The organism is Paracoccus sp. Arc7-R13, assembly GCF_004010775.1.
GTDB classification, from domain to species: Bacteria; Pseudomonadota; Alphaproteobacteria; order Rhodobacterales; family Rhodobacteraceae; genus Paracoccus; species Paracoccus marcusii.
The window spans coordinates 376,115-397,802 of record NZ_CP034810.1 but is presented as its reverse complement, the minus strand read 5'-3'; the positions used below and the strand labels follow the sequence as shown (position 1 = coordinate 397,802).

Below are 21,688 nucleotides of genomic sequence, written 5' to 3'. Positions count from 1 at the left end.
TAGATCTGGGAGGATCCATGAACATCAAATCCGTTCTGGCGGCTTCGACCGCCGTGATGCTGGCTGCGCCGGCGATGGCCGAACCCACCGCAGAGGTGCTGCACTGGTGGACATCCGGCGGCGAGGCGAAATCGGTCGCCGTCCTGCAGGAGCAGTTTGCGGCCGAGGGCGGCACCTGGACCGACATGCCCGTGGCCGGCGGCGGCGGTGACGCCGCGATGACCGCACTGCGCGCCCGCGTGCTGGCCGGCAATGCGCCGACCGCCGTGCAGCTGAAGGGTCCCGCGATCCAGGAATGGTACGAAGAGACCGGCCTGGCCGACATCGGCACTGTTGCCGAGGAGAACGGCTGGGCGGACGTGCTGCCCGCGCAGATCGCCGCCCACATGAAGTGTGAGGACCAGTGGTGCGCCGCACCGGTGAACGTCCACCGCGTGAACTGGATCTGGGGCAACAAGCAGATCCTGGACGAGAACGGCATCGAGATGCCGACGACCTGGGAAGAGTTCAACGCCGCGGCCGAAAAGCTGCAGGCCGCGGGCATCACGCCCCTGGCCCATGGCGGTCAGAACTGGCAGGACGCGACCATCTTCGAGACGGTCGTTCTGGGCCTGGGCGGGCCGGAATTCTATCAGCAGGCGCTGGTCGATCTGGACCCCGAGGCGCTGACCTCGGACACGATGAAGCAGGTCTTCGACCAGATGCGGACCATCCGTGGCTTTGTCGACGACAACTTCTCGGGTCGTGACTGGAACCTGGCCACGGCCATGGTCATGAACAACGAGGCCGCCTTCCAGATCATGGGCGACTGGGCCAAGGGAGAGTTCCTGGCCGCCGGCAAGCAGCCGGGCGTCGACTTCGTCTGCGCGCCCACCCCGGGCGAGGGCTTCCTCTACAACGTCGACAGCTTCGCCTTCTTCGAGCTGGACGGCGAGGACAAGCAGCAGGGCCAGGCCCTTCTGGCCAGCCTGATCATGGGCCCGGACTTCCAGAAGACGTTCAACCTGAACAAGGGCTCGATCCCGGCCCGTACCGACGTGGCGCTGGACGACTTCGACGACTGCGCCAAGCAGTCGAACGCCGACATGACCGCGGATGCGGAAAATGGCTCCCTGCTGCCCAGCTATGCGCATGGCATGGCGCTGCGCGGCGCGCCGGCCGGTGCGATCACCGACGTGGTGACCGCGCATTTCAACAGCGACATGTCGTCGGACGACGCCGTGGCGCAACTGGCCGACGCCGTCGCCAACGCGATGTGATCACGGCCTGACGACCCCGCGCCCCGGATCGCGGGCGCGGGGTTTTTCTTTGGGGGTTTACCGGAAATGGAATGGCTTGAACGCAACGTGCCCAAGGTCGTCTTGGCGCCGTCCTTCGTGGCGATCCTGGTCTTTGTCTATGGCTTCATCGCCTGGACGGCCTGGATCAGCTTCACCCGCTCGCGGCTGATGCCGCGCTATGAACTGGACGGTATCACGCAATATCAGCGGCTGTTCGACGCCCCCCGCTGGGACGTGGCGATGAACAACCTGTTCATCTTCGGCGCCCTGTTCATCGTCATCTCGATGGCGATCGGGCTGATGCTGGCGATCTTCCTGGACCAGAAGATCCGGGCCGAGGGCGTCCTGCGCACCATCTATCTCTATCCCATGGCGCTGTCGCTGATCGTGACGGGCACCGCCTGGAAATGGATCCTGAACCCGGGCCTGGGCATCCAGCAGGCGATCCGCGGCTGGGGGTTCGAAAATTTCACCTTCGACTGGCTGATCAAGCCCGAAATGGCGATCTATACCGTCGTGCTGGCGGCCGTCTGGCAGGCATCCGGGTTCGTGATGGCGCTGTTCCTGGCCGGACTGCGTTCGGTCGACACCGAGATCATCCGCGCGGCCCAGGTCGACGGCATTCCCACGCACCGCATCTATTCCGCGATCATCATCCCGACGATGGCGCCGATCTTCCTGTCGGCCTTCATCGTGCTGGCGCACCTGGCGATCAAGGCGTTCGACCTGGTCATCGCGCTGACCGGCGGCGGACCGGGCTATGCCACCGACCTGCCCGCGACCTACATGTACGCCATGGCGTTCTCGCGCGGCGACCTGGGGCAGGCGGCGTCCAGCGCCATGATCATGATGATGGTCATCTTTGCCATCGTGGTTCCCTATCTCTACAGCGAATTGAGGCCGCGCCATGACAAGTAAGACCGTGCTGCGGTGGGGCCTGTACGGGATCCTGATCCTGTTCGCCCTGTTCTATCTGATGCCGCTGTTCGTCATGCTGACGACATCGCTGAAATCCTTGGAGGAGATCCGCACCGGCAGCCTGCTGGCCCTGCCGCGCGAGATCACCTTCGCCCCCTGGGCCGAGGCCTGGTCGTCCGCCTGCGCCGGCACCCAGTGTGAGGGCCTGCGCCCGTTCTTCTGGAACAGCGTCCTGATGGCCGTGCCCGCGGTGATGATCTCGACCATCATCGGCGCGCTGAACGGCTATGTCTTCGCCCAGTGGCGGTTCCGCGGCGCGAACCTGTTCTTTGCCGCGATCCTGTTCGGCTGCTTCATCCCGTTCCAGGTGGTGCTGCTGCCGATGGCGCAGATGCTGGGCCTGATGGGTCTTGCGGGCACCATCCCGGGGCTGATCTTCGTCCACGTGATCTATGGCCTGGGCTTCACCACTCTGTTCTTCCGCAACTACTATGTCACCATCCCGCAGGAACTGGTGCGCGCGGCCAAGGTCGACGGGGCAGGGTTCTTCCGCATCTTCTGGTCGATCTTCCTGCCCATCTCGCTGCCGATCATCACCGTGTCGGTCATCTGGCAGTTCACGCAGATCTGGAACGACTTCCTGTTCGGCGTCAGCTTCAGCGGGGCCGGGTCGCAGCCCGTGACCGTCGCGCTGAACAACATCGTCAACTCCACCACCGGCGTCAAAGCCTACAACGTGGACATGGCCGCGGCGATCATCGCCGCCCTGCCCACGCTGCTGGTCTATGTCGTCGCCGGCAAATACTTCATCCGCGGCCTGACCGCCGGCAGCGTCAAGGGATAAGCCATGCCCATTCTGGAAATCGACCACCTGCAGAAAGCCTATGGCGACACCCATATTCTGCACGACATCAACATCAGCATCGACGAGGGCGACTTCCTGGTGCTGGTCGGCCCGTCGGGCTGCGGCAAGTCCACGCTGCTGAACTGCATCGCGGGGCTGGAGCCGATCACCGGCGGCGCCATCCGCATCGCCGACCGCGACGTGACGGGCGTCAGCCCCAAGGACCGCGACATCGCGATGGTGTTCCAGTCCTATGCGCTCTACCCGACGATGTCGGTCGCCAAGAACATCACCTTCGGCATGAAGGTGCGCGGCGTCGACAAGGCGACCCAGGCCACCAAGCTGGCCGAGGTCTCGCGCCAGCTGCAGATCGAGCCGCTTCTGGACCGCAAGCCAGGCCAGCTGTCGGGCGGCCAGCGCCAGCGCGTCGCCATGGGTCGTGCCCTAGTCCGCGACCCCGCGCTGTTCCTGTTCGACGAACCGCTGTCCAACCTAGACGCGAAGCTGCGCGTGTCCATGCGGACCGAGATCAAGAAGCTGCACCAGGACCTGAACGCATCCATCGTCTATGTCACCCATGACCAGATCGAGGCGATGACGCTGGCCACCAAGATCGTCGTCATGAAGGGCGGGGTGATCCAGCAGATCGGCACCCCGGGCGAGATCTACAACAAGCCCGCCAACATGTTCGTGGCCGATTTCATGGGCAGCCCGGCGATGAACCTGATCCCGGCCCGCGTCCGGTCCGAGGCGGGCCAGACCCGGATCGAGATCGACCGTCCCGGCGACACGCCGCTGGTCATCACCGACCCGGTGGCCCGCGACCTGCCCGACCAGATCGTCCTGGGCGTGCGCCCCGAGGACATCCACGAGGCGACGGGCAACGCCCATCTGCCCGGAACCGCGCAGGGTGCGGGCGGCGACGTGATGATCGAGATCGTCGAACCGGCGGGTGCCGACACCTTCGCCGTGACCCATCTGGGCGGCAAGGCGGTCACCGCGCGGCTGCGCGCGGAAAGCGCCGTCCGGGCGCGCCAGCCGTTTCCGCTGGCATTCGACCTCTCGAAAGTGTCGTACTTCTCGCCTAAGGACGGGGAACGGCTGAACTGAGAAGGGGTGACAGCATGGCGATGCTTCTGGGCGATGTGGGCGGAACCAATGCGCGGATGGCGATCGCGCGCAACGGGTCCATCGACGCCGGCACGGTCACCCGCTTCAAGGGCGACGACTTTGCCAGCTTCGACGACGTGGTGCGCCAGTTCATGGCGGAACAGCACCAGCCCAACATCTCGTCCATGTGCATCGCCGTGGCGGGACCGGTCAGCGGCGGACGCGCGCGGCTGACCAACCGCGACTGGTCCTTTGACGAGGACAACCTGGCGCGGCTGACCGATGCCGACCAGGTGAGGCTGATCAACGACCTGTCGGCGCTTGGCTATTCCACCCCGTCGCTGGCGGGCGAACAGCTGGGCACGCTGCGCGCGGCCCCCGTGACCCGCGCCCGCAACGGGCAGGCGCTGGTCGTGGGCCTGGGCACCGGCTTCAACGTCTGCGCGGTGCGCGTGCTGCCCGGCGGCGCGATCACCGTCCTTGAGGCCGAGGAGGGGCACACCCATCTGCCCGCCAACATCATGGCCCGCCTGCAGGACCGCGTCGGCACCGACGCCGCGGCCGGCTTCTTCTCGACCGAGGAGACGTTCGCGGGCCGCGGCCTGTCGCGCCTGCACGCCGCGATGACCGGCACCGCCCCCATGCGCAGCGAGGACGTCGCCCGCGCCGCCGAGGCGGGCGATCCGGCGGCCGTCGCGACCTATGACCTGTTCGCCGAACTGGTCGGGCTGTTGTGCCGCGAACTGTCGCTGCGCTTCATGCCGCTGGAGGGGCTGTTCCTGGCCGGCAGCGTGGGCCGCAGCATCGCCGACCGGATGGCGCTGTTCGAACCGGCCTTCCTGGCGGAAAGCCACATGCGCCATATCCCTGAAAACACGCCGGTCTTTCTGATCCGCGACGATATGGCGGCGCTGCACGGCTGCCTGGCGGCCCTGGGCTAAGCTTCGCCGGTCCCGCAAAGGTTAACTGCCAATCCGGGAAAATCCCCAAAGATTGCTGGATTCGCCCCGTCGATCCTGTTTGAATTGCCGCAAGCAAAAAGACGGGGCAGGCGATGCGGGCATATCTTAGGGCGATCCTGGTGGCAGGGACGGCGCTTGGCGTGGCGGGTGCCGCGATGGCGCAAAGCAGCTCTCCGTTCTCGGGCCTGTTCGGCGGCAGCAGCGAATCCGAGGGGCCCGTCGCGCTGGACGTGCAGGTCGCCGGCGGGGACGAGGGGCTGACCCGCCAGATCCGCCAGTCGCTGCTGCTGACCGGCGCGCTGAACGAGGATCGCACCACCGGACAGGACGTGCTGGCAGCCGCGCGCGGCGATTACGCCCGCATCCTGGGCCTGCTGTACGATCAGGGGTTCTACGACGGCGCCGTGACCATCACCCTGGACGGGGTCGAGGCCGCCGAGGTGGCGCCCCTGGACGCGCCCGCCCAGGTGTCCCGTGTCGTCGTGACCGTCGATCCCGGCCCGGTCTTCCGCTTCTCACGCGCCCAGATGGCCCCGGTGGCCCCCGGCACCGAGGTCCCGGACGAATACGCCACGGGCGAGATCGCGGGCACCGGCGTCATGCGCAGCACGGCCCTGGCGGGTGTGGACGGCTGGCGCGCCTATGGCCATGCCAAGGCCGATGTCGCCGACCAGCAGATCGTGGCCGATCACGACGCCGATCAGGTCGACAGCCGCATCGCCCTGTCACCCGGCCCGGCCGTCACCTTCGGGCGCATGTCCGTCAGCGGCAACCAGCGCCTGAACGAACGCCGCCTGCGCAAGATCGCCGGCTTCCCCGAGGGGGAGCGCTTCGACCCCCAGGAACTGGACACCGTCCGCCAGCGCCTGCGCCGCACCGGCGTGTTCTCGGCGATCACCCTGCAGGAGGCAGAGACGCTGAGCCCCGGCAACACGCTGGACGTGGACCTGGCCGTGGTCGAACAGCCCCCCCGGCGCATCGGGGCCGGTGCCGAGATCTCGACCACGGACGGGGCGCTGGTGTCGGCCTATTGGATGCACCGTAACCTGCTGGGCGGGGGCGAACGTCTGCGCATCGACGGGCGGATCAAGGACATCGGATCCGAGACCAGCGACCGCGACGACGAGCTGACGATCCGTCTGGAACGCCCCGCCACGATCACCCCCGACACCACCGCCTATGTCGAGGCCGAGGTGGCCCAGATGCGCGAGGAGGATTACGACGAGGACCTGGCGACGTTGGGTTTCGGTCTGAACCACATCTTCAGCGACCGCCTGACCGCCGACGCGGCGCTGGAATACCAGTACTCGCGCGTCTTCGACGCCAACGGGCGCACCGACTTCAAGGTCCTGGCCCTGCCGATGGACGTGATCTGGGACCGCCGCGAGGATCAGAACAACGCCAAGCGCGGCTTCTATCTGTCCGCCGAGGTGACGCCCTTTGCCGGATTCGAGGATACCAGTTCCGGCCTGCGCGCCCTGGCCGAGGGGCGGGCCTTCCGGTCGTTCGGCGCCGATGACCGGTTCACCCTGGCGGGCCGGGCGCGGGCGGGGTCGGTCTTTGGCAGCGAGCTTGCCACGACGCCGCGCAACTATCTGTTCTTCTCGGGCGGGGGCGGCACAGTGCGCGGCCATCCCTATCAGTCCCTGGGGGTCGAGGAAATCGCGGGCCCGGACGGCCCGATCAAGACCGGTGGCCTGTCGGTCGCCAGCGCCACGGCCGAATTCCGCGTCCAGGTGCGCGAGAAGATCGGCGTCGTGGCCTTTGCCGATTACGGCCAGGTCTGGACGGGCGACGCCTTCGGCGGCGAGGGCGACGATCACGCGGGCGCCGGTCTGGGCGTGCGCTATGACACGCCGATCGGGCCGCTGCGGTTCGACGTGGCCGGGCCGGTCAGCGGCGACACCGGCAACGGCGTGCAACTTTACCTTGGATTGGGGCAGGCATTCTAATGCGCAAGTTCTGGATCACCGCCTTTGTCGTCTTGTTCCCGATGGCCGCGCTGGGCCAAAGCGCCGCCGAGATCAGCGCCGAGGCCGACAGCGACCGCGGATTTCTGACCGGACTGCTGGAAAGCAACCTGTCCGGAGAGGGGCGCCAGGTGGTGATCGAGGGGTTCCAGGGCGCGCTGTCCTCGCGCGCGACCTTCACCGAACTGCGCATCTCGGACGAGGACGGCGCCTATCTGACCCTGCGCAACGGCGCGATCCAGTGGAACCGCAGCGCCCTGCTGCGCCGCCGGATCGAGATCGCGGAGCTGTCCGCCGACGAGATCCTGCTGCCCCGCCTGCCACAGTCGGACGAACCGGCCGTGCAGGCCGAGGCGCCGGTCTTTGCGCTGCCCGAACTGCCCGTGTCGCTGAACATCGAACAGATCCGCGCCGACCGCGTGATGCTGGGCGAACCGGTCATCGGGGTCGAGGCCGCGCTGAGCATCTCGGGCGGCATCAGCCTTGAGGGGGGCGAGGGCACGGCCCAGCTGACCGTCGACCGCCTGGACGGCCCGCGCGGCCAGTTCGTGCTGGACGCAGGCTATGCCAACGAGACGCAGATCCTGCGCCTGAACCTGGGCCTGGACGAGGCCGCCGACGGCCTGCTGGCCAACCTTGTCGGCATCTATGACAAGCCCGCCCTGACCGCCCAGATCAGCGGCGAGGGCCAGATCCGCGATTTCGCCGCCGACATCCGTCTGGCCACGAACGGCCAGCCCCGCATCACCGGAAAGGTCAGCGCAAACGGCCAGACCGGCGCCGACGGCACCCCCGGCACCGGATTCCGGTTCCAGCTGGGCGGCGATGTCGCGTCGCTGCTGCGCCCGCAGGACCGGGCCTTCTTTGGCCAGGACACCCAGCTGCTGGCCGAAGGCTGGCGGGCCGAGACTGGCCGCCTGGACATTCCGCGTCTGGACATCCGCACCGAGGCGCTGCGCATTGCCGGGTCGCTGTCGACGAACGACCAGTCCGCGCCCCAGCAGGCCAACCTGCAGGTGATGCTGGGCCGCGACGCGGGCGCCCCGCAGGTGCCCGTCCCGCTGCCCTTCGCGGGCGAGGGGGCGACGGTGGATTCCGGGCGGCTGACCTTTGACTATGACGCGGCGCAAAGCGACGGCTGGCGCCTGGACGGGGGCATCGGCGCGCTGAACCTGGACGGGGTGGCGCTTGGCGCGCTGGACCTGGCCGGGCGCGGCCAGATCTTCCTGGACGAGGGCGCCCTGTCCGAGGTCATCGGCGCCATCGACTTTGCCGCCCGCGATCTGGATTTCGACGACGCGTCCCTGGCCGAGGCCGTGGGCCCGCAGATCGAGGGGCGGACCGGGTTCAACTTTACCCCCGGCAACGCAGTCGACATCACCAACCTGCGGGTCCGCGGCGCGGATTACGGTCTGGACGGCAACTTCCTGGTCTCGGGCCTGGGCAGCGGCATCACGCTGTCGGTGGATGCGGGTGCCCGGTATACCGACCTGACGCGCCTGTCGGGCGTCGCGGGCCGGCCGCTGACCGGCAGCGCGGATGCCACGGTCGAGGGCTATTACGTCCTGCTGAACCGCAGCTTCGACATCGACGCGCGCGTGTCGGGCCGCGACATCGCGCTGGACCAGCCGCAGCTGGACCGGCTGCTGGACGGCGAATCCACGATCCTGCTGCAGGCGCGCCGCGACGAGCTGGGCCTTGAGGTCGAGGATTTCCGCGTCAACGCCAGCCGCCTGACCGCGACCGCGCAGGGCCTGATCAACTCGACCTCCAGCAATCTGCGCGCGCAGGTGTCCATGCCGTCGCTGGCGGATGCCGGCCCCGAACTGGGCGGGTCGCTGGATGCCACGGCCGAGGTCACCGGACCGCAGAACCAGCGCCGCCTGACCCTGAACGGGCAGGCCCAGGATCTGCGCATCGGCATCGAGGCGCTGGACAATGCGCTGAGCGGGCAGACCGAGCTGACCGCCAGCGCGCTGCAGACGGCGCAGGGCTTTCAGCTGGAGGATTTCCGGCTGGCCAACCCGCAGCTGAGCGCGGATGCGCAGGGCAGCTTTGCCCAAGGCGCGCTGGACGCCGTCGCGCAGGTGGCGGTCGTTGACCTGTCCTCGATCCGCGCCGATTGGGCGGGCGGATTTCAGGCCCGCGCCACGCTGCGCGAGGAGGATGGCGCAAGGCTGATCGACGTCACGGGCAGCGGGCAGGACCTGTCCCTGGGCGCGACGGGGGCGGATGGCGCGCTGACCGGGACGACCCAGCTGGCGCTGCAGGCGTCGGAACGCGACGGGGTCGTGACGATCACCGAGGGCCGGCTGACCAATGACCAGATGCGCGCGGTGGTGCAGGGAACCTATGGTCCGGGCGTCACCGATCTGACCGGCGACGTGAACGTCGCGTCGTTGGCGCCCTTCGGGCCGGGATGGCGCGGCAGCCTGCAGGCGCAGGGCAGCTTTGCCGAGGCCGGTGACGGCATCCGCAGGCTGGCCGTGACCGGGACCGGGCGCGACCTGTCCTTCGGCCAGGCGCAGGTGGACGGCGCCCTTGCGGGCGAGACGCGCCTGTCCGTGACCGGCACCGAACAGGGCGGCATCTTCACCATCGACACCGCGCAGGTCGAGAACCCGCGCCTGTCGGCCAGTGCCACGGGCCAGGTCGGCGCCGGGGCGACCGATGTCGCGGCCACGCTGAACGCGGGCGATCTGCGGTTCCTGGGCAACGGCATCAGCGGCGCGGTCCAGGCCGACGCGCGGCTGACCGATGACGGCACCACGCGCCGGATCGAGACCACCGGAACCGCCAGCGGCCTGTCCCTGGGCCAGCCGCGGATCGATCCGATCCTGGCAGGGCAGACCCGGTTCGATGTGGCCGCCAGCCAGGGGGCGCAGGGCATCTCGGTCCAGCGGCTGAACGTGACCAACCCTCAACTGCAGGTGACCGCGGACGGGGCGCCCGCGACGGGCATCAACCTGAACGCGCGGCTGGCCGATCTGGGACTGATCGTCCCCGAATTTCCGGGCGCCGTCGCGGTGACCGGAACCGTGCGCGAGGAGGGCCCGTCCTTTGCGGTCGACCTGCGCACCACCGCGCCGGGCAGCACCGACCTGCGCATCGCGGGCACCGCCGCCCGCGACGGATCGACCGTCGATCTGGGCGTCAATGGCAGCGCGGATTCCGCGCTGGCCAACACGACCCTGCGGACCCGCAGCGTGTCGGGCCCGCTGGCGATCAACCTGCGTGTCCAGGGCGCCCCGTCGCTGCAGGCGGTGTCGGGACAGGTGCAGCTGACGAACGGCCAGCTGGCCGATCCGGGCCTGGGCGTGCGGCTGGACGGGATCGACGTCACCGCCGGGTTCCAGTCGGGGCGGCTGCAGATCGACGGGGCGGCCAACGTCTCGGCCGGGGGGCGGGTGACGCTGTCCGGGCCGGTGGACCTGACGAACGGGGCGACCGACATCTCGGTCGCGCTGGCGCAGGTCGTGCTGCGCGACCCGAACCTGTACCAGACGATCATCGACGGGCAGGTCCGCTTCAGCGGAACGGCCGCGACCGGCCAGACCCTGTCCGGCCGCATCGACCTGGGTGAGACTGAGATCCGAATCCCCTCGACCGGCCTGGGCGGCGCGCGGGCAATCCCCGACATCACCCATGTCGGCAACCAGCGCCCGCCGGTCCGCGCCACGCGCGCCAAGGCCGGGCTGGAGCCCTATCCCAGCCAAGCCTCGCGCGACGCGGGCATGTCGGGGCCGCCGGCCACGCCGGGACGGCCGCCGGCGCTGGACCTGGTCATCAATGCGCCCAACCGGGTGTTCATCCGCGGCCGCGGGATCGACGCGGAACTGGGCGGCGGCTTCCGCATCCAGGGCACCGCCCGCAACGCGATCCCCATCGGCAACCTGCAGCTGATCCGCGGCCGGGTCGACCTGCTGGGCAGTCGCTTCAACCTGACCGAGGGTCTGGTCGAGCTGCAGGGCAGCCTGATCCCCGTCATCCGCCTGGTCGCCGAAACCGAGCGCGACGAGATCACCACCCGCATCATCATCGACGGAGAGGTCCGCGACCCCGACATCACCTTCGAATCCTCTCCGGAACTGCCGCAGGAAGAGGTGCTGTCCCAGCTGCTGTTCGGGCGGGGGCTGGACAGCATCAGCCCGCTTCAGGCGGCACAGTTGGCCAATGCCATCGCGGTGCTGGCCGGGCGCGGCGGTGACGGGATCATCAGCAACCTGCGCGAAAGCGCTGGCCTGGGCGACCTGGACCTGACGACCGACGACGAGGGCAACATCGAACTGCGTGCCGGACGCTATCTGTCCGAGAACGTCTATACCGACGTCTCGGTGGGCGAGGGGGGGCGGTCGTCGATCAACCTGAACCTGGACATCACGCAGTCGCTGCGGGCGCGGGGATCGGTGGGCAGCGACGGCGGCAGCTCGCTTGGGGTGTTCTTCGAGCGCGACTACTGATCAGTCGGCGCCGATCGCGCTGGACAGGGGGCGCGTGTCCTGGGGCAGGCCCTGGGACATCACCTGTCCCGAGGCGATGCCGAAACGCAGCATCCGCCGCCCGCCCGACAGGATGGTGACGGTCCAGCCCAGCAGCTGGCCCTGGGGGCCGGCCATCGCGCCGCTGGCCCGCGGGGCATCGGCATGGTTCAGCGCGTCGCGCAGTGCCGCAAAGCCCCGCCCGGCGGGGGCCGCGGCCTCCCAGGTGGCGATGGCATCGGCCAGGCTTTCGGGCGGCGCGCCCCACAAGCCGCGATAGGCCTGGTTCGACAGGACCAACTGGCCTGCGTCCGAAAAGACCACCAGCCCGTCCTCCAGCCCGTCCAGGACATGCGCGCCCAGCAGCAGCTCTGCCCGGAATTCGCGGGTCAGCGACATTTCGGACGTGATGTTCTCGAACAGGAAGGCCACCGCGCCGTCGGGATGGGGGCGGCCGGTCACGCGATAGGTCTGCCCGCCCGGCAGGGACCATGTCTCGACGTGGTGGCCGTTGGCGGCAGCGCTTTCCAGATTGGCCATGTGCTGTCGCCAGCTGCGATAGTCCTTGGGTTCGGGCACCATGCGCTGTTCGCGCAGCTGGTCCAGGAAATCGAACAGCGACGGCCGCGCGGTCAGGAAGCCCGTCGGCAGGTTCGTCAGGTCGATCAGCGCCGGGTTGAACAGCTGCAGGTTCCGGCCCTGGTCGAAGATCGCCAGCCCGATCGGCAGGTCGGCGAATGTCTTGGTCAGGGTCTGGACGAAATCGCGCAGGCTGCGTTCGGCGCGCACGGCGGCGTCCGCGGGCAGGGCGAACATCATCACCTCATCGCCCATGCGGTGGCTGTGGCAGTCGTACCAGGACACCGCGCCCTGATCCTCCAGCCCGGCGCGGCGGGTGGCGGTGCCCGCACCCGGCACGGGGCGCGGCGCGTCCAGCAGGCGGGGCAGGGGCCAACCAAGCGCCTCGTCGGACCGGGCCTCGGCACGGCGCAGATAGGCGGCGTTGGCCCAGGTCACGCGGTCCTCCTCATCCAGGCGCCAGACCAGCATCGGTGTCTGGTCCAGCGCGCCGCGCAGCAGGTCCAGCTCCTCCTCCATCGCCTGCAGGGACATCGAATCGACCACGATGCCCGCATGTTCGGCACCCGGATCGGTGACGCTGACGCGCCACAGCCGGTCGCCCAGATCCTCGGCCACAAGGCGCAGGGTGGCGCTGCCCCGCCCCTGCTGGCCCACCAGCTCGATCCGGCCAAGGCGGGGCAGCATGGACAGGCGGTCGGGCGCGTCGGGAAAGCGCGGTCCGATCCAGCGCATCAGACGCAGCCAGTCGTCATCCGGCGCGCCCATCCGGTCCAGCAGCGCGCGGGCCGGCGCGGTCGCGTCGACCAGGCGTGCGGCGCGGAACAGGAACACCATCGGCTGCACCTTGCCGTCCAGCGCGTGCCCCGCCCGTGCCGCGCGGCCCTGGCCCGGTTGTCGGCGGTCCCAGACCCGGATCACCGCCACCGCCAGAAGAACCGACGCCGTCCCGCACAGGACCGCCATCGCCACAAGACCTGCACCCTGAATGTCCACTGCCGACGCCCCCTTCCGTTCGATGGGACCATAATCCGGGCTTGATTAACAGGGCGTTAAGAAACTCAGGCGTCGAAGGTCGGATTGTGGGCCAGCGCGATCCGGTCATGCGCGCGGATGCGGTCCAGCGGCCAGCGCACCGACACCATGGCACCCGGCCCGCCATTGGCAAAGGTCAGCCGCGCGCCCGACCGTTCCAGAAGGGTCTTGGCGATGAACAGACCCAGGCCCATCCCTTCGTAGCTGCCGCGCTGCGCCTCGGCGCGCCGGGTCAGATAGGGGTCGCCGATCCGCGACAGCAGGTGCGGCGGATAGCCCGGCCCGTCGTCGCGCACCGTGACGACCAGCGCGCCCTGCGTCACCTGGGTCTCGATCACGACGCGGCTTTCGGCGAAATCGACGGCGTTCTGGATCAGGTTGCGCAGCGCGTGGATGATGGCCGGATCGCGGTGGATCACCGGGCCTTCGGCATGGATCTCGATCAGGGGGCCGCGGTCCATGTGGGGCTGGGCGGCGTCCTCCAGCACGGCGCGCAGCGGGGCCGCGCGCATGTGCAGGTCGTCCTTGCCCGCGCGCCCCATGCTGCGCAGGATCGCCGCGCAGCGGTCGGCGCTGTCGCGCAGGGCGATGGCATCGGCATGCAGGTCGGGGCGGTCGCGCAGCTCGTCCGCCAGTTCGCCGGCGATCAGCTTGATGGTGGCCAGGGGGGTGCCCATCTCATGCGCGGCGGCCGCCACGACGCCGCCCAGATGCTGCAGGCGCTGTTCGCGCGACAGGGCCATCTGGGTCGCGAACAGCGCGCCCGAGGTGTCCGACAGTTCCGCCGTCACCCGATGCGCGTAGCCCGCAAAGAACACCACGCCAATGACCAGCGCGACCCAGTGGCCGACGGCCAGAATCGGCTCCATCCGCAGGATCTGGCCGTCCGGATCGCGCAGCGGCAGCCCGAAGACCGCCGCGACCGAGATCAGCGCCACCGTGGCCAGCCCCAGGGCCAGCACCTGCCGCGCGTTCAGCGACGCGGCCGCGATCGTGACCGGCGCCAGCACCAGCAGCGCGAAGGGATTGGCCATCCCCCCGGTCAGCGCCATCAGCGTCGAGATCTGGACCAGGTCGAAGGACAGCTGCCGCACCGCGCGCCCCGGAGAGGTCCGTTTGTGCGGGCGCAAAAACAGCCACAGGTTCATGGTGATCGACGCCGCGATCAGCAGGATGATCGGCGTCTTGACGAAGCCGATGCCCATCATCCACGCGACGATGACAGCGGCCATCTGCCCGCCGATGGCGAACCAGCGCAACAGCACCAGCGTGCGTATGCGGATCGGTTCGGCCTTGGGGGTGTCGATCGGCCGCGACATGGCCTGGTCCAGGTCGGGATCGGCGATGTCGTCGGGGGCTGTGGATGTGGACATCGTCGACCCTTGCTGCGACATTGCCCGATCTTGATACCCGCGCGCCGATGGACGATCAATGCGGGCATTTGACACGCGAAGGAGGCCCGCCAATGACGGACCGGAAAATCCTGCTGATCGGCACTGCGGCCGCCATCGGCGTGCTGGCGGGCGGGGCGCTGTTCCTGACCATGCGTCCGGGTGACGACCAGTTCGCGCAATGCAGCAGCAGCAGCGTCGCGGGGGGCATGGACGCCTTTGGCACACCCTTCACCCTGACGCGCGACGACGGCCAGCGTGTCACCGACCAGGATGTCTTCGACAAGCCGACGCTTCTCTATTTCGGCTATACCTTCTGCCCCGACGTCTGCCCCCTGGACAGCGCCCGAAACGCCGAAGCCGAGGTCCTGCTGACAGAGGCCGGAGAGGATGTGCAGACCGTCTTTGTCACCGTCGATCCCCGCCGCGACACCCCCGAGGTTCTGGCGGACTATACCGAATTGTTTTCCGACCGCATGATCGGCCTGACCGGCAGCGACGAGGAGATTGCTGCCGTAAACAAGGGCTGGCGGAATTACTTCAAGCTGAATGACGAAGAGGATCAGGAATATTATCTGGTCGATCACATGACAAATACCTATCTGGTGATGCCCGGCGGAAAGACGGTCGAATTCTTTTCCCGCGAAACCACCCCCGAACAGATTGCCGAGACCGTCGCCTGTTATGCCGATGCCTCTGCATAAGGCAGTTTGTCGCATGGGGTTTGATATTGCCCGCGCGACTTCCCATTTGCCGTTAAATTCCGTGAAAAGGCCAACAGATGGATCAGTTGAACGCACAAATCGGCCCCGACGCCTCGCTGCTGCTGGTCGACGATGACGAGATCTTCGTGACCCGCCTGGCGCGCGCGATGGAAAAGCGCGGGTTTCAGCCGGAAACCTCGCTGACCGTGGCCGGTGCGATGCGCCTGATCGAACGTCGTGCGCCCGCCTACGCGGTCGTGGACCTGCGTCTGGAGGACGGGAACGGCCTTGACGTGGTCGAGGCGCTGCGCGAACGGCGCGCCGATGCCCGCATCATCGTCCTGACCGGATACGGCGCCATCGCCACGGCCGTCGCCGCGGTGAAGATGGGTGCCACAGATTATCTGGCAAAGCCCGCCGACGCGAATGACGTGACATCCGCATTGCTGTCCAGCGGTGAATTGCTGCCGCCGCCACCGGAAAACCCGATGTCCGCGGATCGCGTGCGGTGGGAACATATTCAACGCGTCTATGAGCAATGCGAGCGTAATGTGAGTGAAACCGCGCGCCGATTGCATATGCATCGCCGGACATTGCAGCGTATTCTGGCAAAACGCGGACCACGATGACGATTTAAATATATTGAACGTTTAAAAAAACGGTCTATATTGGATGGGGATTAACATTCCCTATATAGAAACCGGAACCAATGAGCATCGATTTCGACACTATGTCCCTCAAGGAAATGCGCGACCTGCGGACCAAGCTGGATCGCGCGATCAACTCCTATGAGGACCGCAAGCGGCGCGAAGCCCTGACGGCCATCGAGGAAGCCGCGCGCGAGCATGGCTTCAACCTGTCCGAGCTGACCGGCGCCAAGACGCGCAAGTCCGGGACCGTCGCCCCGAAATACGCCAACCCGCAGGACCCGACGATGACCTGGACGGGTCGCGGCCGCAAACCGCGTTGGGTGCAGGAATGCCTGGAAAGCGGCAAGGAGCTGGACGATCTGCTGATCTGATCCACGCATCGCCGACGTGATCGACAGGGGGTCCTTGCGGCCCCCTTTTGCGTTTCAGAGTGTCTTGTCGATCAGGGCGATCAGCTGTGCGAACCGTTCAAGATACGCGGCCCGTGTCTGGGCGGGCGGGCGCAGGGTGATCTGCAGGTCTGGCAGCATCTGCGCCTCGGGGACGGGGAAAAGACGCCGCGCTTCGGGCAGGGCAAAGCCTGCGATGGTCACGGCCTCCAGGCGGGCGGACACGCGGTCGGCGGCCTTGATGCGCCGCTTGACCGTCACGGGCAGCGTCGCGGGCAGGCCGAACCGACGGTGGATGGCCGAGGCCAGCCGTTCGTCCATCGCCCCGTATTCCCGCCCCAATGCCGCCTTGACCGGAGAGATCATGTCCCCGATCACGTATTCCGGCGCATCATGCAGCAGGGCCGCCAGCTGCCAGCAGGGATCGCTGCCGGGGTTCAGCCCGTCGAAGATCTGTTCCACCAGCAACGAATGTTCGGCCACCGAATAGGGCCAGTCGCCGCGCGTCTGGCCGTTCCAGCGCGCGACGAAGGCCAGACCGTGGGCGATGTCCTCGATCTCGATGTCGAAGGGCGTCGGGTCCAGCAGGTCCAGCCTGCGGCCCGACAGCATCCGCTGCCAGGCACGCGATGCGGGCTTGGCCATCGGGCCTTAGGACAGGCGCTGATCGGCGGGTGCCGCCTGCGCGGTCTGGGCGCGGCGCGCCAGTTCCTGACGATACAGCGCCACGAAATCGACCGGGTCCATGTTGAACGCCGGGAATCCCCCGTCGCGGGTCATGTCCGAGATGATGCGACGAACATAGGGGAACAGCATCCGCGGGCATTCGATCATCAGGAAGGGGTGCAGCTGATCCTGCGGCACGCCCTCGATCTGGAACACCCCGCCATAGTCCAGCTCTGCCAGGAACAGCGTCGCGCCGTCGCCCTTGTTGGTCGAGGTGACGCGGTACTTGGTGATCACCTCGAACTGGGTGTCGCTGCCGCGCTTGCGGGCGTCCAGGCTGACCTGGACGGTAATCTCGGGCTGGACCTCGCCCTGGGGTGCGCCCTTCTGGGCCACGGCGTTCTCGAAGGACAGGTCGCGGATGAACTGTGCCATGATCTGCATGCGAGGCTGTGCCGCTGCTGCGGGCTGTGCGCCGTTCTGCGGGGTTTCTTCGGCCATGGTCCTACCTTTGTGATGCGGATTTGTCCCAGCTTGTAGCAGGCCGGCCGCCTGCCCTCAATGCCGGGTCCAGCCCGACCCGCGTCCCGGCCGCGAGGGGCCCGTGTCGTCGGTGTCCAGCGGCAGATCGACGGGCGGACGGCGGTCGTCCTCGTCGGCCACGACGAATTCGCCGTCGATCACGCCCTTGTCATAGGGCGGGCGATGCGGGTCGCGGCGCATCGTCGCAGCATGCATCTGAACCCGCGATGCGCGAACGCGGCGCGCAAGCTGTGTCATCAGCATCGTCCGGACCGCGGGGATCAGCAGCAGCAGACCCAAGGCATCGCTGAAGAACCCCGGCAGCAGCAGCAGCAGGCCCGCGGCGATGATCATCGCGCCATGCGCCAGCGGGCGTGACGGATCGCGCATCTCTGCCAGGCTGCGCTGGATCTGCATCCCGGCCCGCGCACCCTGGCTGCGCATGATGGCGACGCCGGCCACCGCCGACAGCAGCACCAGCGCCAGCGTGGGCCACAGGCCGATCAGGCCCCCGACCTGGATGAACAGCGCGATCTCGATGATCGGCACCACCAGAAACATGGCGATCAGCCGCATGTGAATTCCCCTTCCTGCCGGCGCGGAAACTGGACTTGCGCCGAGGCACTCCCTACATAATGCACAGACCGCCCGATACCAACGACCCGTTATGACCCAGAGGTTGCCTGCATGTCCAACCCGCTTCTTCAGCTGATCGTCCTTGCCGGGATCGCGATCTTCCTGATCCTACGGCTGAAAAACGTGCTCGGGACGCGTGACGGCTTTGAGCCGCCGCAGGTCGACCAGCCGACGGCCAGCACCACGCCCGCCCGTTTCGAGGTGATCGAGGGGTCCGCCGACGAGGTCGATCACGACATCCTGGACCATGCCGAGGCCGGCGGTGCCGCGGCCAAGGCGCTGGCCGCGATGAAACGGGTCGAACCGTCGTTCGGGCTGCGCGATTTCCTGGGCGGTGCCCGCAGCGCGTATGAGATGATCCTGATGGCCTTCGAACGGGGCGATCTGACCGAGGTGCGCCCGTTCCTGTCCGATCCCGTGGCAGAAGCGTTCCAGTCGGTGATCGACCAGCGCGTGGCCAACGGCCAGACGGTCGAGGCGACCTATCTGGGTACCCGCGACACCAAGCTGGCCGCGGCGGAGTTCGACCCCGCGACCGGTCTGGCCGAGATCTCGATCCGATTTGTCGGAGAGTTGATCGCCGCGACCCGAGACGCCGACGGCACGGTGATCGACGGCGATCCCAAGGCTTCGCGCAAGCAGAAGGACACCTGGACCTTTGCACGCCGCATGGGCCAGGATGATCCGAACTGGCAGCTTGTCGCGACAAGCTGATGCGCCGGCGCAGGGGCCTGACGCCCGAAGACCGGGACCTGTGGTCCCGCGTCGCCCGAACCGCAGAGCCGCTTGACCCCAAGCGCAAAGGACAGGCCGCCGATCTGGCGGCCTTTTCCGCATTCGTCGCACCGCCCGCGGTCGCCCCGGCCGCCGCACCGCCGCAGCCGCAGGCGATGCCCCGGTTCCGCATCGGTCAGGCGGCCAAGCCCGCCACCCCCGTCGTCGCGCGCCCTCAGACCCCGGCCGAACGTCTGGCCCAAGCCGGGCTGCGGATGGATGCCCGCACGCATCGCAAGATGAGCCAGGGCAAGCTGCGCCCCGAGGCCCGTCTGGACCTGCACGGGCTGACGCTGGCCGCGGCGGGACCGGAATTGCTGCGGTTCATCCTGTCCTGCCATGCGTCAGGGCTGCGGCTGGTGCTGGTCATCACGGGCAAGGGGCGGGGCGATCACGGCCCGCTGCCGACGCGGCCCGGCGCGCTGCGCCATCAGGTGCCCTATTGGCTGCACAGCCCTCCCCTGGCGGCGGTGGTCCAGCAGGTGACGGCCGCGCATTTCCGTCATGGCGGCGACGGCGCCTATTACGTCTATCTGCGCAGGCCGCAATGAAAGACGCCCCCCGAAATCGGGGGGCGCTGGCGTCAGGTCAGTGTGGTCGCGTCAAAGCCTGACGTTGGACTTGGGTCCGGCAAAGTACCAGATGATCAGGCCGACCACCGGCAGGATCACGATCAGCAGAATCCACAGGATCTTGGACTTGTTGCTGGCATTGGTGTTGATGATCTGCGCGATTGCCCAGACATCCAGTGCAAAGATGATGACGCTGAAAAGCCAACCCATGTGATCCGTCCCCTGTTGTGTTCAGCCAGCCAACACCACAGGCTGGCCGCAGGTTCCCCCGTTCACAGCACGTAGCGCGACAGGTCGGTCGACCGCGACAGATCGCCCAGATGGCGATCCACGAAATCGGCATCGACGCTGACCGACTGGCCGCTGCGGTCCGGGGCGGTGAAGGACAGCTCCTCGAACACCCGCTCGATCACGGTGTACAACCGGCGCGCCCCGATGTTCTCCACGGATGCGTTCACCTCGGCCGCGATGCGGGCCAGCGAGGCGATGCCGTCCTGGGTGAAATCGACGGTCACGCCCTCGGTCTGCATCAGCGCGGTGTACTGGCGCGTCAGGGCGTTGTCGGTCTCGGTCAGGATGCGGATGAAATCCTCCTCGGTCAGGGCGCGCAACTCGACCCGGATCGGCAGGCGGCCCTGCAACTCGGGCAGCAGGTCCGACGGCTTGGCCACATGGAACGCGCCCGAGGCGATGAACAGGATGTGGTCCGTCTTGACCGCGCCGTATTTCGTGCTGACCGTCGTGCCCTCGATCAGCGGCAGCAGGTCGCGCTGGACGCCCTCGCGGCTGACATCGCCACCGCGCGCCTCGGCGCGGGCGCAGACCTTGTCGATCTCGTCGATGAAGACGATGCCGTTCTGCTGCACGGCATCCAGCGCGGTCGCCTTGACCGCGTCGTCGTCCAACAGCTTGTCGGCCTCCTCGGCAATCAGCATCTCATAGCTCTCCGCCACCGTCACCTTGCGGCGCACCTTGCGGCCGCCGAAGGCCTTCATCAGCCCCGACAGATCCATCATCCCGCCCAAGGGCTGGCCCGGCTGGCCCGGCATCTCCATCCCGCCAAGCGGGTTGGAATTGTCCTGGACCTCCAGCTCGATCACCGTGTCGTCCAGCTCTCCGCGCTTCAGCTTGTCGCGGAACATCTGGCGGGTGCCGTCGCGGGCGTCCTTGCCGGCCAGCGCCTCGACGACACGCTCCTCGGCGGCCTTGTGGGCACGGGCCTTGACCGCCTCGCGCATCCGCTCGCGCGTGTCGATCATGGCTGCGTCCGCCAGGTCGCGGATGATCTGTTCGACATCGCGACCGACATAGCCCACTTCGGTGAACTTGGTCGCCTCGACCTTGATGAAGGGCGCATTGGCCAGCTTGGCCAGGCGGCGGCTGATCTCGGTCTTGCCGACGCCGGTCGGTCCGATCATCAGGATGTTCTTGGGATACACCTCGTCGCGCAGGTCGTCGCCCAGCTGCTTGCGGCGCCAGCGGTTGCGCAGGGCCACGGCGACGGCGCGCTTGGCATCGCTCTGCCCGATGATGAACCGGTCCAGTTCGGACACGATCTCGCGGGGGGTCAGGTCACTCATGTCGTTCTCCACGGGGTCCGGCGCCGTGCACCGCGCGCCCCTTCTTCTTTGTCCAAATACCCATCAACCGATGGTTTCGACCGTCAGACGCCCGTTGGTATAGACGCAGATGTCGGCCGCGATCTGCATGGCCTTGCGCGCGATCGCCTCGGCATCCAGATCGCTCTCCAGCAACCCCCGCGCCGCGGCCAGGGCAAAGTTTCCGCCCGACCCGATGGCCGCCACATCATGCTCGGGCTCCAGCACGTCGCCCGCTCCGGTCACCACCAGCAGGTCGGTCCCGTCGGTCACGATCAGCATGGCCTCCAGGTTGCGCAGGTACTTGTCCATGCGCCAATCCTTGGCCAGATCCACGCAGGCGCGCTGCAGCTGTCCGGGCGCGGCCTCCAGCTTCTTCTCCAGCCGTTCCAGCAGGGTAAAGGCATCGGCGGTCGATCCGGCAAAGCCCACGACCACGTCGCGCCCACCGGGTGTCAGGCGGCGCACCTTGCGCGCGCTGCCCTTCATCACGGTCGGACCGACGCTGACCTGCCCATCGCCCGCCACGACCACCTTGCCGCCCCGGCGGACCGCCAGGATCGTGGTGCCATGCCAGCCGGGAAACTTGTCATCAGCCATTGCGCGCTCC

At 67.9% G+C, this 21,688-nt stretch carries 20 protein-coding genes; 12 read left to right on the top strand and 8 right to left on the bottom strand.

Annotation, left to right across the window (positions count from 1 at the left end; translation table 11 throughout):
* Positions 1 to 17 precede the first annotated feature (17 nt).
* From EOJ32_RS01945 to EOJ32_RS01915, 7 genes are all read left to right on the top strand, one after another.
* Positions 18 to 1,259, top strand: coding sequence for an ABC transporter substrate-binding protein (locus EOJ32_RS01945; protein WP_045981925.1), 1,242 nt, complete (start codon positions 18 to 20; stop codon positions 1,257 to 1,259).
* Positions 1,260 to 1,325: 66 nt separating this feature from the next.
* Positions 1,326 to 2,198, top strand: coding sequence for a carbohydrate ABC transporter permease (locus tag EOJ32_RS01940; protein ID WP_045981926.1), 873 nt, complete (start codon positions 1,326 to 1,328; stop codon positions 2,196 to 2,198).
* Positions 2,188 to 3,042 carry a carbohydrate ABC transporter permease gene (locus EOJ32_RS01935; RefSeq protein WP_045981927.1) on the top strand — a complete coding sequence of 285 codons (855 nt, stop codon included), beginning with the start codon at positions 2,188 to 2,190 and terminating at the stop codon, positions 3,040 to 3,042. Before EOJ32_RS01940 ends, EOJ32_RS01935 begins: the two co-directional genes overlap by 11 nt.
* Before the next feature lie 3 nt (positions 3,043 to 3,045).
* Positions 3,046 to 4,152 carry an ABC transporter ATP-binding protein gene (locus EOJ32_RS01930; protein ID WP_127897521.1) on the top strand — a complete coding sequence of 369 codons (1,107 nt, stop codon included), beginning with the start codon at positions 3,046 to 3,048 and terminating at the stop codon, positions 4,150 to 4,152.
* A 14-nt stretch (positions 4,153 to 4,166) separates the two neighbouring features.
* Complete coding sequence (locus EOJ32_RS01925) at positions 4,167 to 5,093, top strand: glucokinase (protein WP_127897520.1); 927 nt, start codon at positions 4,167 to 4,169, stop codon at positions 5,091 to 5,093.
* 113 nt (positions 5,094 to 5,206) lie between these two features.
* Entirely contained in the window at positions 5,207 to 7,066 is a 1,860-nt protein-coding gene (locus EOJ32_RS01920; protein WP_127897519.1) for an autotransporter assembly complex family protein, read from the top strand.
* Entirely contained in the window at positions 7,066 to 11,544 is a 4,479-nt protein-coding gene (locus EOJ32_RS01915; protein ID WP_127897518.1) for a translocation/assembly module TamB domain-containing protein, read from the top strand. Before EOJ32_RS01920 ends, EOJ32_RS01915 begins: the two co-directional genes overlap by 1 nt.
* On the opposite strand, the gene EOJ32_RS01910 is transcribed toward EOJ32_RS01915, so the two are convergent.
* Complete coding sequence (locus EOJ32_RS01910; RefSeq protein WP_240542475.1) at positions 11,545 to 13,137, bottom strand: PAS-domain containing protein; 1,593 nt, start codon at positions 13,135 to 13,137, stop codon at positions 11,545 to 11,547. It lies immediately after the preceding gene.
* Positions 13,138 to 13,202: 65 nt separating this feature from the next.
* Positions 13,203 to 14,549 carry an ActS/PrrB/RegB family redox-sensitive histidine kinase gene (locus EOJ32_RS01905; RefSeq protein ID WP_240542474.1) on the bottom strand — a complete coding sequence of 449 codons (1,347 nt, stop codon included), beginning with the start codon at positions 14,547 to 14,549 and terminating at the stop codon, positions 13,203 to 13,205.
* Positions 14,550 to 14,641: 92 nt separating this feature from the next.
* Between EOJ32_RS01905 and EOJ32_RS01900 the strand changes: the two genes are divergently transcribed.
* From EOJ32_RS01900 to EOJ32_RS01890, 3 genes are all read left to right on the top strand, one after another.
* On the top strand, positions 14,642 to 15,271 hold the full coding sequence (locus tag EOJ32_RS01900) for an SCO family protein (RefSeq protein ID WP_127897517.1): 630 nt from the start codon (positions 14,642 to 14,644) through the stop codon (positions 15,269 to 15,271).
* A 77-nt stretch (positions 15,272 to 15,348) separates the two neighbouring features.
* The gene (locus EOJ32_RS01895) at positions 15,349 to 15,900 is read left to right on the top strand and encodes an ActR/PrrA/RegA family redox response regulator transcription factor (protein ID WP_042252328.1); all 552 of its coding nucleotides are present in this window, start codon (positions 15,349 to 15,351) and stop codon (positions 15,898 to 15,900) included.
* Positions 15,901 to 15,980: 80 nt separating this feature from the next.
* Positions 15,981 to 16,292, top strand: coding sequence for an H-NS family nucleoid-associated regulatory protein (locus EOJ32_RS01890; protein ID WP_045981934.1), 312 nt, complete (start codon positions 15,981 to 15,983; stop codon positions 16,290 to 16,292).
* 54 nt (positions 16,293 to 16,346) lie between these two features.
* Here the strand turns inward: EOJ32_RS01890 and EOJ32_RS01885 are convergent, their stop codons facing one another.
* Genes EOJ32_RS01885 through EOJ32_RS01875 form a run of 3 tightly spaced genes read right to left on the bottom strand, consistent with a single transcriptional unit; the run spans position 16,347 to position 18,074 of the window.
* Positions 16,347 to 16,955 (bottom strand): HD domain-containing protein, encoded by a 609-nt coding sequence (locus EOJ32_RS01885; protein WP_127897516.1) that lies wholly within the window; start codon positions 16,953 to 16,955, stop codon positions 16,347 to 16,349.
* A 6-nt stretch (positions 16,956 to 16,961) separates the two neighbouring features.
* Entirely contained in the window at positions 16,962 to 17,477 is a 516-nt protein-coding gene (gene secB / locus EOJ32_RS01880) for a protein-export chaperone SecB (RefSeq protein WP_045981936.1), read from the bottom strand.
* A gap of 57 nt (positions 17,478 to 17,534) precedes the next feature.
* Positions 17,535 to 18,074, bottom strand: a complete 540-nt coding sequence (locus EOJ32_RS01875) for an FxsA family protein (RefSeq protein ID WP_127897515.1) — start codon at positions 18,072 to 18,074, stop codon at positions 17,535 to 17,537.
* 111 nt (positions 18,075 to 18,185) lie between these two features.
* Here EOJ32_RS01875 and EOJ32_RS01870 point away from each other — a divergent pair, with 111 nt between their 5' ends.
* Complete coding sequence (locus EOJ32_RS01870) at positions 18,186 to 18,848, top strand: Tim44/TimA family putative adaptor protein (RefSeq protein ID WP_046000502.1); 663 nt, start codon at positions 18,186 to 18,188, stop codon at positions 18,846 to 18,848.
* A complete protein-coding gene (locus EOJ32_RS01865; protein ID WP_046000501.1) occupies positions 18,848 to 19,459 on the top strand; it encodes a Smr/MutS family protein in 612 nt (203 codons plus the stop codon). Before EOJ32_RS01870 ends, EOJ32_RS01865 begins: the two co-directional genes overlap by 1 nt.
* A gap of 51 nt (positions 19,460 to 19,510) precedes the next feature.
* On the opposite strand, the gene EOJ32_RS01860 is transcribed toward EOJ32_RS01865, so the two are convergent.
* From EOJ32_RS01860 to hslV, 3 genes are all read right to left on the bottom strand, one after another.
* Entirely contained in the window at positions 19,511 to 19,690 is a 180-nt protein-coding gene (locus EOJ32_RS01860) for a PLDc N-terminal domain-containing protein (protein ID WP_045981940.1), read from the bottom strand.
* Between the two features lie 62 nt (positions 19,691 to 19,752).
* Positions 19,753 to 21,060 (bottom strand): ATP-dependent protease ATPase subunit HslU, encoded by a 1,308-nt coding sequence (gene hslU, locus EOJ32_RS01855; RefSeq protein ID WP_127897514.1) that lies wholly within the window; start codon positions 21,058 to 21,060, stop codon positions 19,753 to 19,755.
* A 63-nt stretch (positions 21,061 to 21,123) separates the two neighbouring features.
* Positions 21,124 to 21,678, bottom strand: coding sequence for an ATP-dependent protease subunit HslV (gene hslV, locus EOJ32_RS01850; RefSeq protein ID WP_046000500.1), 555 nt, complete (start codon positions 21,676 to 21,678; stop codon positions 21,124 to 21,126).
* Positions 21,679 to 21,688: the final 10 nt, after the last annotated feature.

What these genes read in the sequence shown, in the direction of transcription:
- EOJ32_RS01940 (WP_045981926.1), top strand. Translation starts at nt 1,326, where the DNA reads ATGGAATGGCTTGAACGCAACGTGCCCAAGGTCGTCTTGGCGCCGTCC.
- EOJ32_RS01890 (WP_045981934.1), top strand. Translation starts at nt 15,981, where the DNA reads ATGAGCATCGATTTCGACACTATGTCCCTCAAGGAAATGCGCGACCTG.
- EOJ32_RS01865 (WP_046000501.1), top strand. Translation starts at nt 18,848, where the DNA reads ATGCGCCGGCGCAGGGGCCTGACGCCCGAAGACCGGGACCTGTGGTCC.
- EOJ32_RS01935 (WP_045981927.1), top strand. Translation starts at nt 2,188, where the DNA reads ATGACAAGTAAGACCGTGCTGCGGTGGGGCCTGTACGGGATCCTGATC.
- hslV (WP_046000500.1), bottom strand. Translation starts at nt 21,678, where the DNA reads ATGGCTGATGACAAGTTTCCCGGCTGGCATGGCACCACGATCCTGGCG.
- EOJ32_RS01945 (WP_045981925.1), top strand. Translation starts at nt 18, where the DNA reads ATGAACATCAAATCCGTTCTGGCGGCTTCGACCGCCGTGATGCTGGCT.
- EOJ32_RS01895 (WP_042252328.1), top strand. Translation starts at nt 15,349, where the DNA reads ATGGATCAGTTGAACGCACAAATCGGCCCCGACGCCTCGCTGCTGCTG.
- EOJ32_RS01860 (WP_045981940.1), bottom strand. Translation starts at nt 19,690, where the DNA reads ATGGGTTGGCTTTTCAGCGTCATCATCTTTGCACTGGATGTCTGGGCA.
- EOJ32_RS01920 (WP_127897519.1), top strand. Translation starts at nt 5,207, where the DNA reads ATGCGGGCATATCTTAGGGCGATCCTGGTGGCAGGGACGGCGCTTGGC.
- EOJ32_RS01925 (WP_127897520.1), top strand. Translation starts at nt 4,167, where the DNA reads ATGGCGATGCTTCTGGGCGATGTGGGCGGAACCAATGCGCGGATGGCG.
- EOJ32_RS01870 (WP_046000502.1), top strand. Translation starts at nt 18,186, where the DNA reads ATGTCCAACCCGCTTCTTCAGCTGATCGTCCTTGCCGGGATCGCGATC.
- EOJ32_RS01885 (WP_127897516.1), bottom strand. Translation starts at nt 16,955, where the DNA reads ATGGCCAAGCCCGCATCGCGTGCCTGGCAGCGGATGCTGTCGGGCCGC.
- EOJ32_RS01915 (WP_127897518.1), top strand. Translation starts at nt 7,066, where the DNA reads ATGCGCAAGTTCTGGATCACCGCCTTTGTCGTCTTGTTCCCGATGGCC.
- EOJ32_RS01875 (WP_127897515.1), bottom strand. Translation starts at nt 18,074, where the DNA reads ATGCGGCTGATCGCCATGTTTCTGGTGGTGCCGATCATCGAGATCGCG.
- secB (WP_045981936.1), bottom strand. Translation starts at nt 17,477, where the DNA reads ATGGCCGAAGAAACCCCGCAGAACGGCGCACAGCCCGCAGCAGCGGCA.
- EOJ32_RS01930 (WP_127897521.1), top strand. Translation starts at nt 3,046, where the DNA reads ATGCCCATTCTGGAAATCGACCACCTGCAGAAAGCCTATGGCGACACC.
- hslU (WP_127897514.1), bottom strand. Translation starts at nt 21,060, where the DNA reads ATGAGTGACCTGACCCCCCGCGAGATCGTGTCCGAACTGGACCGGTTC.
- EOJ32_RS01905 (WP_240542474.1), bottom strand. Translation starts at nt 14,549, where the DNA reads ATGTCCACATCCACAGCCCCCGACGACATCGCCGATCCCGACCTGGAC.
- EOJ32_RS01900 (WP_127897517.1), top strand. Translation starts at nt 14,642, where the DNA reads ATGACGGACCGGAAAATCCTGCTGATCGGCACTGCGGCCGCCATCGGC.